At 66.9% G+C, this 12,587-nt stretch carries 15 protein-coding genes; 2 read left to right on the top strand and 13 right to left on the bottom strand.

What is annotated here, in order from left to right; all coding sequences use genetic code 11:
• The 3 genes from FVW27_RS18335 to FVW27_RS18345 all read right to left on the bottom strand — a co-directional run.
• A partial coding sequence (locus FVW27_RS18335) for an oxidoreductase (protein WP_481850178.1) occupies window positions 1-304 on the bottom strand: 304 nt, incomplete at its 3' end.
• A gap of 154 nt (window positions 305-458) precedes the next feature.
• Complete coding sequence (gene dmpI, locus FVW27_RS18340; protein ID WP_007527318.1) at window positions 459-647, bottom strand: 4-oxalocrotonate tautomerase DmpI; 189 nt, start codon at window positions 645-647, stop codon at window positions 459-461.
• Window position 648: 1 nt separating this feature from the next.
• Window positions 649-1,158, bottom strand: coding sequence for a nitroreductase family protein (locus FVW27_RS18345; protein WP_167127973.1), 510 nt, complete (start codon window positions 1,156-1,158; stop codon window positions 649-651).
• Window positions 1,159-1,440: 282 nt separating this feature from the next.
• Between FVW27_RS18345 and FVW27_RS18350 the strand changes: the two genes are divergently transcribed.
• Complete coding sequence (locus tag FVW27_RS18350) at window positions 1,441-1,908, top strand: winged helix-turn-helix transcriptional regulator (RefSeq protein WP_167127976.1); 468 nt, start codon at window positions 1,441-1,443, stop codon at window positions 1,906-1,908.
• Between the two features lie 87 nt (window positions 1,909-1,995).
• Here FVW27_RS18350 and FVW27_RS18355 read toward each other — a convergent pair whose 3' ends face one another.
• From FVW27_RS18355 to FVW27_RS18400, 10 genes are all read right to left on the bottom strand, one after another.
• Entirely contained in the window at window positions 1,996-2,958 is a 963-nt protein-coding gene (locus tag FVW27_RS18355; RefSeq protein ID WP_167127979.1) for a DMT family transporter, read from the bottom strand.
• A gap of 339 nt (window positions 2,959-3,297) precedes the next feature.
• The gene (locus tag FVW27_RS18360) at window positions 3,298-4,209 is read right to left on the bottom strand and encodes a glycerophosphodiester phosphodiesterase (RefSeq protein WP_167127982.1); all 912 of its coding nucleotides are present in this window, start codon (window positions 4,207-4,209) and stop codon (window positions 3,298-3,300) included.
• 199 nt (window positions 4,210-4,408) lie between these two features.
• Entirely contained in the window at window positions 4,409-5,272 is an 864-nt protein-coding gene (locus FVW27_RS18365; protein WP_167127985.1) for an ABC transporter permease, read from the bottom strand.
• Entirely contained in the window at window positions 5,269-6,162 is an 894-nt protein-coding gene (locus tag FVW27_RS18370) for an ABC transporter permease (RefSeq protein WP_243838567.1), read from the bottom strand. Before FVW27_RS18370 ends, FVW27_RS18365 begins: the two co-directional genes overlap by 4 nt.
• Window positions 6,159-7,355, bottom strand: coding sequence for an ABC transporter ATP-binding protein (locus tag FVW27_RS18375; RefSeq protein ID WP_167127988.1), 1,197 nt, complete (start codon window positions 7,353-7,355; stop codon window positions 6,159-6,161). The genes FVW27_RS18370 and FVW27_RS18375 overlap by 4 nt, the downstream gene beginning before the upstream one ends.
• Window positions 7,356-7,681: 326 nt before the next feature.
• On the bottom strand, window positions 7,682-8,752 hold the full coding sequence (locus FVW27_RS18380; RefSeq protein WP_167127991.1) for an extracellular solute-binding protein: 1,071 nt from the start codon (window positions 8,750-8,752) through the stop codon (window positions 7,682-7,684).
• Window positions 8,753-8,933: 181 nt separating this feature from the next.
• Complete coding sequence (rarD, locus tag FVW27_RS18385; RefSeq protein ID WP_167127994.1) at window positions 8,934-9,848, bottom strand: EamA family transporter RarD; 915 nt, start codon at window positions 9,846-9,848, stop codon at window positions 8,934-8,936.
• Between the two features lie 193 nt (window positions 9,849-10,041).
• Window positions 10,042-10,596, bottom strand: a complete 555-nt coding sequence (locus FVW27_RS18390; protein WP_167127997.1) for a hypothetical protein — start codon at window positions 10,594-10,596, stop codon at window positions 10,042-10,044.
• A gap of 173 nt (window positions 10,597-10,769) precedes the next feature.
• Complete coding sequence (locus tag FVW27_RS18395) at window positions 10,770-11,228, bottom strand: outer membrane lipoprotein (RefSeq protein WP_167128000.1); 459 nt, start codon at window positions 11,226-11,228, stop codon at window positions 10,770-10,772.
• Between the two features lie 318 nt (window positions 11,229-11,546).
• Window positions 11,547-11,813: an RNA recognition motif domain-containing protein gene (locus FVW27_RS18400; RefSeq protein ID WP_035068700.1), complete on the bottom strand. Its 267-nt coding sequence runs from the start codon at window positions 11,811-11,813 to the stop codon at window positions 11,547-11,549.
• A 422-nt stretch (window positions 11,814-12,235) separates the two neighbouring features.
• Between FVW27_RS18400 and FVW27_RS21070 the strand changes: the two genes are divergently transcribed.
• Window positions 12,236-12,587: hypothetical protein (locus FVW27_RS21070; protein WP_243838568.1), on the top strand; the 352-nt coding region annotated here is incomplete at its 3' end.

The raw sequence follows: 12,587 nt of genomic DNA on the forward strand, positions 1-12,587 counted from the left end.
GCTGGGCCACGATGCGCCCGCCGCCCGCGTGCACGGCGTCCGCCAGCATGCGCAGGCCGGGGATGCAGGCGTCGTCGTGGATGCCGAGTTGGCGGGGGCCAGCCTGCCCGCGCTTTTCCACGTAGGCATGGCCGGGAATGACCACCCCCACGCCGCCCCTGGCCAGTGCTCCCAGCACGTCTGCCAGAGCCGGGGTGGCCAGGCCGTCGTCGGTGGCCAGCCCTTCCCAGGTGGCGGAACGGACGAAGCGGTTGGGCGATTCCAGGTTGCCGATGCGCACGGGCGCGAAAATGGATGCGCTCATGGGGTCTCCGTAGCGCCGCCCTGCCCGCAAAATGGGAAACGGCGCGAAGATGTTGATGAAGTGTTGGGGCGGATGCCGGACGAATACCGGACAAATGCCGGGGAGATGCCGGGAGAAACGCCGGGGAGAAAGGGCGGCAGGTTGCCGCCGCCCGTCATTTCTTCCGGTCGGCCAGCAGCACCCCGGCCACGCCGATGTCTTCCGGCTGGCGGCAGTCGATGAGCACGGTGATGGTTTCCGGCGGCAGCTTCATGACCCGCGCCGCCGTGGCGGTCAGTTCGCGCACCAGTTCGCGCTTGTCGTCCGTTTCCATGTGGTTGGCCACAACGCTGATGATGGGCATGCTACCACCCGTTCCAGTGGACTTTGGCTTCGTCGTAACGGTCCTGCGGGGCCAGTTCCTGCGCCGGGTGGCCGATGACGATGAAGCCCAGCGGCACCACGTTGTCCGGCAGGCCGAGCAGGCGGCGAAAGCCGTCCTCGCGGTCCTTCATGGGGTGCACGCCGGTCCACACCGCGCCCAGCCCCTTGCCGTGCACGGCCAGCAGGATGTTCTGCACGGCGGCGGAACAATCCTGCACCCAGTAGCCGGGGTACTTTTCCGACGTCAGGTCGGCGCACACCAGAATGCCCAGCGGGGCCTTTGCGGCCATGGCGGCGTACTGGCTGAACGCGGGAATGGCCTCCAGCAGCGCACGGTCGTCCACGACCACGAAACGCCACGGCTGGGCGTTGCCCGCGCTGGGCGCGGCCATGGCGGCGGCCAGGATGTCGCGCACGTCGGACGCGGCAACGGAGGCCTCGGTATACTTGCGGATGGAACGGCGACCGTGGATGGCGGAAAGGACGTCCATGAAACCCTCCTGCGCCCTGCGTGGCGCGAAGTTACGAGGTACGAATGCGAGAGTCCCGCGGCTTCGGCGCGTTCCCGGCCAGCCGCCGCGCCTGCCGGGAACCTCGTGCGGCAGGGCTGCGGTGGCCGGGGCTGGCAAGAGATGGCGAAACTCTGCGGCTCAAAATACCTGCTTCGGATTTTTCATCAAGTACGCACCATTTTGTGGCATAGTATCCTGAACCATACCGTAGGGTCTTGAAAGATACCGCAGATGATACTATGTTTCGCGCGGAGGTACCAGATGGTCACGGCATGCACCCTCAAGCACTGCGCGGGCAAGGAATATTACTGCTCGCTGGAGTTGACCCTTCAGGTCATCGGCGGCAAGTGGAAGCCCATCATCCTGTGGCGGCTGGGCCAGGACGGCACGCTGCGCTTCAGCGAATTGCGGCGCATCATGCCCAACATCACCCAGAAAATGCTCACCCAGCAGCTGCGCGAACTGGAATCGGACGGCGTGCTGCACCGCGAGGTGTACCCGCAGGTGCCGCCGCGCGTTGAATATTCGCTGACCGAGATGGGCCGCAGCGTGCTGCCGGTGTTGTCCGAAATGTGCAAGTGGGGCCACGCCTTCGAGGCCAATCATGGTACCGCGGGCACCACGGGCGGCAGGGCCGCCGGGCACGCCACCGCACCTGCCGCCGATGCCCCGGACACCGATGCCCCGGACACCGGCAATGATCTGGGCATGGCCGTGGGCGAGGTGTAGCTGCCTGCCGCCGGCTTTCAGTCCCCCGGAAAAAACGAAAGCGCCCGGAGCAACTCCGGGCGCTTTTCATTCGTCGGCGAACCGTACCTACAATGCATTTCTCAGGCACAGCAACGCCGTCCCCACGAAGGCGATGCCCGCCCCGGCAATGGCGCGGGGCGTGGGCCAGCGCCGCTCCACCAGGGCAGCCACGGGAATGATGAATATGGGTTCCAGCCCGATGAGGGTGGCGGCAATGCCTGTCTGGGTCGCGCCAATGGCCACCAGCGACAGCCACACCCCCACCACCGGCCCGATGAACGAGGCCACCAGCAACCAACGGAAATTGCGGCGGTCCTGACCGTCGCCGCGCACCACGGCCAGTGCCGGGCGCAGCCTGCCGGTCAGCATGGCCGTGGGCCAGAACACGCCCATGGCCACCACCATGCGCAGCAGCGCGGCGAACAGCGGATCCACTCCTTCGGCCAGTCCCTGCTTGGACAGCACCATGCCGCCGGACAGCGCCAGTGCCGAGGCAAAGGCCAGCCCCACCCCGCGCAGCCGCACCGCGCGTGACAGGGGCGCCGCCCCTTCGGGCACCGTGCCGCTGTCGCCCACCACCCAGGCAACCCCGCCCGTGGCGATGAGAATGCCCGCGATGCCCAGCGGCCCGATGGTCTCGCCCAGAAACAGGTAGCCAAGCACGGCGGTGATCACCGTGGACAGCGACTGCACCAGCAGGGCCACCCGCGCCCCCACCAGCACCACGCCGGAATAGAACAGCAGGTCGCACAGTGCCACGCCGAACACCCCGGACAGGGCCAGCGCAGTCAGGGCCAGCGGGCTGGGGCCGCCCGTCGGAGCCGCGCCGGGCACCATCACTCCGCCGCCGAAAAACAGCACGGATGCGCCCCACCACGCGCCGAACATCACGATGCAGATGGGCAGGCGCAGCAGGATCAGGGTGTGGGCGCCAAGGCGCCGGGAAAGAATGGCGTGAATCTGGCACGACACCGCCCAGAGGGCGGCGGTGGACAGGGCGGCGAGTTCGCCGGTCCCGAGGGCGGGCATGAGGTTCCTCCGCAGGGCGGAAGCTGGCCGGAAAGACCGGCGCACGGGTTGAGCGACAGGTGCGTGCCGTTGCGTGGAAATCGCGTGGGGTCGCGGAGGGTCGCGGGGGATCGCGAGAAAGTCGCGTGGGGGCACAGCGCACCGCCGCCACGGCAGGCGCGGATGCCCGAGCGCACGGCCTACGCCTTGTGGCGCGCCGGGTCAACCATCCGGATATGCAGATTGTTCCCCGTGCGGAAATGCACGAGGGGGACGCGGTCCGTGGCCGCCCCTATCCCGCTTGCCCCACCATGCTCGCCCCGGTCGGGGGGGGGGACAGGGACAGCGCCCGAACACCCCTTACGCGCCCAAGCCCCTCTCGCGCAGCAGCCCCCAGCACAGCAGCGGAACGTCGGTAATCAGCCCGGCCACGCCCCAGTCGATGAAGCGGCGCATGTCCGCCTCTTCGTTCACGGTCCAGACGTTGACGGCCACGCCCATTGCCCGCAGCCCCGCCACGTCCGCTTCGGTGACGATGTCGTCGCCGGGGTGATAGGCCACCACGCCAAGTTCGCGGCACAGGGCCACTGGGTCGTCAGGCCGCACGTCCTCCACCAGCGCGGCCAGGGCCAGCGCGGGTTCCATGCGGGCCGCGTGGCGCAGGCAGTCGTGCCGGAAGGAGGACAGCAGCGTGCGCTCCCTCAGGCCGTGCGCGCGGAGGCGTTCCAGCACGGCGCGGACCACCGCCTCGTCGCCGGGATAGTCAGGGCTGCCGGGGCTGCCGTCGGCGTTGACGGTCATGTCCTTGATTTCCACGTTGACGCGCCAGCCGTGGTCCGCCGTGAAGGCCAGGGCCTCGTCCAGCGTGGGGATGCGCAGGCCGGGGAACAGGGCCAGGTCATCGGCGGTAACGCCGCCCGAAGCAATCTGGCCGTGCGGGTCGGCGGCCTGGTACCAGCTGCCCGCGTCCAGACCGCGCAGTTCGTCGAGGGTGAAGTCGCACACCCGCCACGGGGCGCGGCCCGCGTATTCCGGACGGGCGGCCACGTCGGTGGTGCGGTCCAGGGTGTCGTCGTGCACCACCACCAGATGCCCGTCGGCGGTGAGCTGCACGTCCAGCTCCCACAGGTCCGCGCCTTCTTCCAGCCCGCGCTGGGCGGCGAGGATGGTGTTTTCGGGCGCCACGGAGCGCGCGCCGCGATGGGCGATGCACAGCACCCGCCCTTCGCGCAGGGCGTAGTATCCTTCACGGGGCGTGGTTGCGCCTGACATGCTGACCTCCTGAAAATTCGAGCAAAGGCACGATTCCATGCCTGGGATACGTACCCCAAATAAAAAGTTTGGGCGGTTGGGGGGGCCGAGGGGAAGGAACCTTTTCGCTCTGCGGTCGCCATCCGTAAAGTTCGCGCTTCGCGCTTACCTGACGGCTGCCGCAAAAGGTTCCTTCCCCCCGGTTCATTTCCAACACTCTCTAACTACTTACTTCAGTTCTCCGCCCCGCATACAGATTCACGCACGCCACCAGCGAGGTGCCAACAATGAGCAGGAACGAGATGGCGTTGATGACCGGGGTGGATCCGTCGCGCACCTGCAGATACAGGTTGATGGGCAGGGTGGGTTCCGAACCCACGAGAAACAGCGTGGTGTTGAAGTTCTCGAACGACATCAGGAAGGCCACGGCCCCTGCGCCGATGATGGCGGTGCGCAGGAACGGCAGGGTGATGTAGCGGATCACCTCCAGCCTCGTCGCCCCCAGATTCAGCGCGGCCTCTTCCAGGGTGCGGTCGAACTTTTTCAGCCGGGCGGACACCACCAGCGTGACAAAGGTGGTGATGAACGAGAACTGCCCCAACACCACCAGCCAGAAGCCGGGCCGCAGGATGCCCACATCAATGCCCAGCACGTCTTCCATGAAGGTGCCCGCCGTGGTGGCGGCAATCAGGATGGAAATGCCCAGGATGACGCCGGGCACCACCAGCGGGGCCAGCATCAGGAAGTACAGTGCGCCCTTGAGCGGAAACTCCTCCTGCTCGAACAGGAAGGCCGCGCAGGTGCCCACCAGCGTGGCCAGCACGGAAACAAGAATGGCGGTCTGGGCGCTGGTGAAGATGGACGACAGGTTGCCCCGGTCATGGAAGATGCCGGTGCGCGCGGGCAGGTCGGCCAGAAACCAGTCCAGCGTGAAGCCCTTCCACGGCAGCGAGGGAAACTGCGAATCGTTGAAGGCCAGCACGCAGGTGACCGCCAGCGGCGCGAACAGAAAGACGAAGTACAGCGTGACGTACAGGCCGTAGCCCATGGTGTAGCCGCGCGAGCGCGGCAGCGAGCGGATCATTGCACTACCCTGCTCAGTTTCTGGCCGGTCAGCCGCAGCCCCAGCCAGATGATGCACGACGACAGCGCCAGCAGCAGAAAGCCGAAGGCCGCGCCCTGGTTCCAGTTGAAGCTGGCGATGAACTGGTTGTAGATCTGCTCGGTGAACCACAGCGAATTCTTGCCACCCATCAGGTTGGGCGTCAGGTAGTTGCCGAGGGTGAGCATGAACACCACGATGCCCCCGGACACGATGCCCGGCATGCAGTGCGGCACCACGATGGTGCGCATGATGGTCCACGGCCCGGCCCCAAGGTCGCAGGCGGCCTCGATGAGGCTGTCGTCCAGGCTTTCCAGCACCGACACCAGCGGCACCACCATGAACAGCATGGAGGTGTACACCAGCCCCATGATCATGGTGGCGTCGTTGTACAGCATCTCCACGGGTGCGCCGGTAATGCCCAGCGCCATCAGCCAGTGGTTCAGCACGCCGCTTTCGCGCAGCAGGATCATCCAGCCGTACACCCGCACCAGTTCGCTGACCCAGAACGGCAGCAGCAGCATGGTCAGCAGAAAGCGCGAGGTGTTCCGGGCCACCACCTTGGTCACGTAGAAGGCCACGGGCAGGGACACCAGGAAGGTCAGCAGGGTGACCAGCACCGAATACCCGGCGGTACGCACGAAGGTAAGCCAGTAGATGGGTTCCGCGAAGAACTGGTGGTAGTTCTCGAGGCTCCAGCCCTGATCGCCGAAAGACGGGTCCATGCGGAAGGACATGATCAGCAGGTCGATGTGCGGCAGCACGATGAGCAGCCCCAGCCACAGCACCACCGGGGTCAGGAACAGCGCCAGGGTCAGGCGCAGCCCCGGCCCGGACCTGGTGGGCGCGGATGACATGACGGCGGCGCTCATCGTCCGCTCCCCGCCGCAAAGCAGATGCCCGCGCGGTCGTCCCAGCCCACGGTGATGCGGTCGCCGGGCCTGATATGATCGTACAGGCGGTTCTGGGGCAGGGCCACCATGACCTCGCGGCGCGAACCTTCCGGATGGGTCAGCAGGCGGCTGGCCGCGCCGTCGAACAGGATGGCCTGCACCTGCACCTGTACGCGGTTGGCGCAGGGCCCGCGTACAGGCAGGGGCGCATCGCCGCCGTCGCCCGCGCCATCCGTCGCGCCATCCGTCACGCAGGTCGCGCCGTCGGGGTCGATCAGCACGGCCTCGGGCCGGATGAACATGTCCACCCGCGCGCCACGGGCAAGCCCGGCGGCCACGCGGGCGCGAAACACCGCGCCTTCGTCGGTGCGCACCAGCCCCGCATCGCCAGTGGCTTCTTCCAGTGTGCCCGACCACACATTGGTCTCGCCCACGAAACCGGCCACAAAGGCTGAAGCCGGGCGGCGGTAGAGGTTGCGCGGGGTGTCCACCTGCTCGAAGCGCCCGGCGTTCATGACCGCCACGTGGTCGGACATGACCAGCGCCTCGGACTGGTCGTGGGTGATGTACACGAAGGTGGTGCCCACCTCGGCCTGCAGGGTCTTCAGTTCCACCTTCATCTGCTCGCGCAGTTTCAGGTCCAGCGCGCCCAAGGGTTCGTCCAGCAGCAGCACGGCGGGTTCCAGCACCAGGCAGCGGGCAATGGCCACGCGCTGCTTCTGCCCGCCGGAAAGCTGGGCGGGCATCTTGCCGCCGTAGCCGGGCAGGCCCACGCGCTCCAGCACGTCCTGCACCCGGCGGGTTATCTCTCCCCCGGCCATGCCCCGGCGCTTCAGGCCGAAGGCCACGTTCTCGGCCACGGACATCATGGGAAACAGTGCAAGGTGCTGAAAGATCAGGTTCGCCGGGCGGCGGTTGGGGGCAATACCCGCCATGTCGCGCCCGCGAATGGCGATGACGCCGGAGTCTGGCGATCCGAAGCCCGCGATCATGCGTAACAGGGTGGTCTTGCCGCAGCCCGAAGGACCGAGGATGGAAAAGAACTTGCCCCGTTCCACCTCGAACGACACGTCGTTGACCGCCGTGAATTTTTCGAAGCGCTTGACGAGCCGGGTGACGGAAAGGTCTGCGGAAACCGCTGGCGGGGTGGCTGGCGAAATATCCGTGGGCATATGGTCATGCACTCCCGCCGCGCCGGTCCGCCCGCCTCTGGCGCTGCACGCCCCATCGGTGCCGGTGCCGGCACCGTTGCGGACCGCACCGGGTCCGCGGGGTGTCGCAGTTTCGCAAGAGGGACTGGGCCACCATGCGCGGCGCATCTGGATGGCCACCCGCTGCCGGGCCATCCGGTATCCATTGCGGTTCCGCCCCGATGCACGACGGCATGCAACAGGGGCAAAACCGCCGGGCCTGCATGCCCGGCGCGTCCTGTTCCGGATAACAACGAAATCGGGGCGCCGCACCACCCTCACGGGCAGGCGCGGCGCCCCGCGTCATGCTACTGGGCGGCCTTCACCCGATCCAGCGCCTTGCCTTCCATGGCTTCGAGCTTGGCGGGCACGGGCGGGTACCACTTGATGTTGTCGATGACCTGCTGCGGGTAGCAGCGTTCGAAGTCGGCGCGGAACGCGGGCTTCAGGCGTTCGCCCACGCCCACGGCGGCGGTGGGGGTGTCTTCGGCATTGGTGAACACGACCGCGTTTTCGGGCCGCATCATGAAATTGATCCACTTGTACGCGGCGTCCGCGTTGTCGGCCTTGGCGGGGATGGCGAAGGTGTCGATCCAGCCCAGCGCGCCGGTGGTGGGCGCCACGAAGTCGATGTCGGGATTTTCGGCGTGCAGTTTGAAGCCGCCGTTATCCCAGGCCTGGGCGATGTGCACTTCGCCCGACCTCATGGATTCCAGCAGCGCGTCGCCGTTGGTCCAGTAGTTCTTCACCACGCCCTTGGCGGCAATGAGCTTGCCTTCCACCTGGTCCAGCATCTTCTGGTAGGCGGCTTCATCGGCATACAGGGCAAAGGGGTCGATGCCCATGCCGAAGGCCTGAGCGATGATGGTGGGGCGCTTCAGGCGGTAGCTGGCGCGGCCCGCGTACTTGGCATCCAACAGGTCGGCGAAGCTTTTGGCCTCGGGCGCGAACTTGCGGTTCACGATCAGGCCGTCGGTGCCCCAGCAGAACGGCACTGCGTACGACTTGCCCTTGACCAGGGTGTTCTTTTTCACCGCGTCGAGCATGGAGGGAATGAACCGGGCTGCCTCGATGCGGCCGAAGTCGATGGGCTGGTACAGGCCGAAGCTTTCCTGCACGGAAGAAATGCGATCCTGGCTGGGCTGGGCAAGGTCGAACCCGCCGCCGCGCGTGGCGCGCAGCTTGGCGATCATTTCCTCGTTGTTCGAATAGGTCACCTGCACCTTGTAGCCGGTTTCCTTCTCGAACTTTTCCACCAGTTCCGCCGGGGCATAGCCCTTCCAGGTCAGCAGGCGGAATTCCTTGGGCGCGGCATGCCCCAGGCAGGGCAGCAGCAGCACCGTGATCATCGACAGCAGCGACAACATCTTCTTCGTCATGTGCAGCCTCCGGGTATGATGGGTTTCCCGCCCGCGCGCGCCGCACCCCGTGCACGACGCAACTCCGTAGCGGGAACACCACGATGGCGTCCCCATGTTACCCGAAGATTGCGCGCACGCCACACACTGGTCACGGCCGCACGACCACTTCTTGCCAGGCTACTCCAAAACCATGCGACTGTCACCGAACGGCGTGGCGGTATGCGCTTCTTGCTGCACGGATCCCGTCCGCCGTGTACAGGGCCAGCGCCGTCCAGATGCAGCCGAAAGTCAGCAGGTGGGCCGAAGTTACCGATTCGCGGAACACGAAGGCCCCCAGCAGAAAGGCGATGCTCGGCGCAATGTACTGCATGACCCCCAGCGTGGTCAGACGCAGCCGCCGCGCCGCAAAGGCAAAGCACAGCAACGGCGTGGAGGTGGCAATGCCCGCGCCCACCAGCAACAGGTCGGTGGTCAGCCCCTGATGCCCCAGCGCGCCGCCCCCCTGCCACGCCTGCCACCCAAGGTACCCGACGGCCACTGGCGCAAGCAGCATGGTTTCGATGAACAGGCCGGGAATGGATTCCACCTTCACCAGTTTGCGCAACAGGCCATAGAACGAAAACGACACCGCCAGCACCAGGGCCACCCACGGCAGCCTGCCGTACGACACCAGCATGGACAGCACCCCGGTGGCGGCAATGGCGATGGCCGCAAGCTGCACGCGGCTGGGCCTTTCGCCCAGCACCAGCGCGCCCAGCAGGGCGTTGACCAGCGGGGTCATGTAGTAGCCCAGGCTGGTTTCCAGCACCATGTTCGAGTTCACCGCCCAGATGTACAGGAACCAGTTGCCGCCGATGAGCAGGCTGCTGCCCGCGATGGTGGCCAGGTTGCGGCGCGAGGCCACGGCGGCGCGCACTTCTGCCAGGCGTCCGCCCAGCAGCACGAGGGGCAGCAGGAACACCACCGACCAGACGATGCGGTGGCACAGGATTTCGGACGGGAGAACCTGCTGGACGAGCTTCCAGTACAGGGGCAGAAGGCCCCACAGTCCGAACGCGCCAAGGGCCCCCCAAAGGCCCGCGCGCGTGGTGCGTTGCTGCGGTTGCGGCGGCATGGCTTCTCCGTGGCGGCGCAGGGGGCGAGCCCCGCGCCCAAAGGTGGCGAAAGAATGGCCCAGGTGGTCACGGATGCTCACGGCCGGTCACGACCAGTCGGGGCCAGTCGGGGCCAGTCGTGAAAGAACGCGGCTGGCCCAAAAACGAAGGGGGCCGTCGCCGACGGCCCCCGTAACTGCGCTGGGTCGTTGTCTACCGGCTGAAGGATCTGGCGAACAAGGCCTCGATGGCGGCCCTGCCGGAGTCCTCGATGAATCGGGTACCGGTGGCGGTGAAGTGGCGGTGGGTAATGCGCGGGGCGGCCTCTGGCAGCCAGGCGTCCTGTTCCCAACGGAACCAGCCGTTCTTCACCTGGTCGAACACGAACAGGGGCTTGTTGCAAATCTTGGCGAATTCCGCGCCCCAGCCGGTGCCGCCCTTGACGGTGCCGTCCTCCATGACCTCGCCCACGACGAACACCTCGTGCCCGCTGCTGACCTGCCAGCAGATGGACTGCAGCACCTTACGGAACAGGGGGGCGCGGGTGTACTGGCGGTTCATCAGGCGCGAAACGTAGGTCAGGCTCACGTCCTTCAGGGCCAGTTCCTCGCTGGTCAGCACGCGCACGCCGCGCATGCGTTCCACCTGATGGCCCTCGAAGCTGTAGTTGACCTCTTGCAGGCCATACGCCTCGGCCGTGGCGCCGAAACAGGCCTCGGTCCCCGCGGCGCCGCCGCTGTACAGGATGCATTCCCTGGGATCAAGCATCGGTATCCTCCGTCGCGTTCGTGAAGGCCGGCCCGCCGCCGGCGCGGTGTGGTGGCGTCGTGCGACGTGCGCGGCGGGAACCACCCGGCGACACGTCATGAAAAGGGAAGACCCGCCCCGAAAGGCCGGGACGGGTCCAGTATACGCATTTGGCTTGCGGTGTACAGCGAAGGCTAGTGACGGACGCGGGCCGACCCGTCACTCCCGGTCAGGATGCGCACCCGGTCGCCCACCATGAAGGTTTCGTCCGGTTCCTGCACCACGGACATCATCTGCCCGTTTTCCAGCCTGACGGTGATTTCGATGGCCTTCTTGGTCTTCATGGCCTGTTCTCCGGCATAACCGGCGGCACCGCCGGCCACCGCGCCGCCCAGGGTGGTCAGCACGCGGCCCTTGCCGCCGCCGATCATGTTGCCGAGCACACCGCCCACCACGGCACCGCCAAGCGCGCCGAGACCGCTGGGGCTGTCCTCGATCACGGAATCATTGACTTGTTCCACGGTGCCGTACTGCACGGTGTGCGACATGCGGGTCTGCCCGCCCTTGTAGGTGCCTCCGCCGTAGGTCTGGGCGCAGCCGGAAAGGGCAAGCCCGACGATCAGCAGCGCCACGAGGGCCTTGAGTTGACGCATCTCGTTCTCCTTGTCTTCTTGGGACGGAATCGTTTGCCACGCCGCCGGGAATGACGGCGCGATTTCCTATCCGAATATACAGCCTGCGGACGGGGGATGCAACACGCCCCTCCAGCATGCCCCTACACCACGTGTCCGCAACATGCGTCCGGCACGCTCCCGGGCCGATTCCGGGTACCGGACTGGCCACTGCGGCCTGGGGACAGCGATCTGGACACCGGTCCGGGCAGCAATCCGGGCACTGGAGCGGAGCCATGCAGAACGCCGCCCCGGAACCCGAGGTCCGGGGCGGCGCAACATGCCGAGTGCAGTTGGGGGCTAGTAGCGGGGCGGGCGGGGCGCCTTGGGCTGGGCCTCGTTGACGCGCAGGTTGCGGCCGCCGAACGGTGTGTTGTCCAGGGCTTCGATGGCCGCCGCGGCAGCGGCGTCATCCATCTCGACAAAGCCGAAACCACGGGCGCGCCCGGTTTCACGGTCGGTGACCAGCTTGACGGAAAGCACCGTGCCGTAGGTGCTGAACAGGCTGCGCACTTCGTCCTCGGTGGCGGCCCAAGGCAGATTGCCGACGTAGATAGACTTGGCCATGCGAAAAACCTCTCACTAAAAATGGAACACGCCCGCGCCGTTTCATCGGGACAGGACCGATGTCCTGCTGCGCGGCCCCAGTTTCTGCCCTTGCCCCATGCGGAGCCATCCGTCAACAGGAAAGATCAAGGGTGATGCCCCCCTGCGTGCATGCGCCACGCACCTCCCCCTGGCAACAGCCCGGCCCCGCCGGGTCAATACGGGGGAAAGACGGGCCACAGTCCGGAACAATATCCCGTGACATCAGGCACATGACACTTGGGGTGCTTTTCAAACGGAGCGGAATCCTCTATCCTTCCTTTCATCCAACGCCGTTTCCCGAAGGGCCTCAGATGACCACCCGCCGCAAGGCGCTCTGGGCGCAGGAGGCATCGTCGCATGCGCCCTCGCGCATGCCTGCCGACTGCCCGCGCCACTCCCGCATGTTACCGCCGGACCTTGTGCCCGCCGCACGCCAACATGCCGCAAACACCTCCCGCCGCATTCGCCGCCTGCGCATCCCGCCCCGCCCGCGCCTTGTGCCCCACGCGTTTCGCCTGCCGGTTCTCCCGTCCGTATCACGCCTGCGTTTGCCCCTGCCGCCCTTGGCCGACATTGGCCCCGTTGCCGCCGTTGCCGCCGTTGCCGCCGCTACAATCGTCACCCCCATTGTCACTGCCCGCCCGGCCTGGGCCGCCGTCGAAGGCGCCGTGCAGTGGACGTGGCCCGCGCTGCTGCTCGGCCTTGCCGCCGGGCTGGCTCTGGGCCTGCTGACGAGATTGCGACTGCGGCGCG

It is taken from the genome of Nitratidesulfovibrio liaohensis, assembly GCF_011682075.1.
GTDB classification, from domain to species: domain Bacteria; phylum Desulfobacterota; class Desulfovibrionia; order Desulfovibrionales; family Desulfovibrionaceae; genus Cupidesulfovibrio; species Cupidesulfovibrio liaohensis.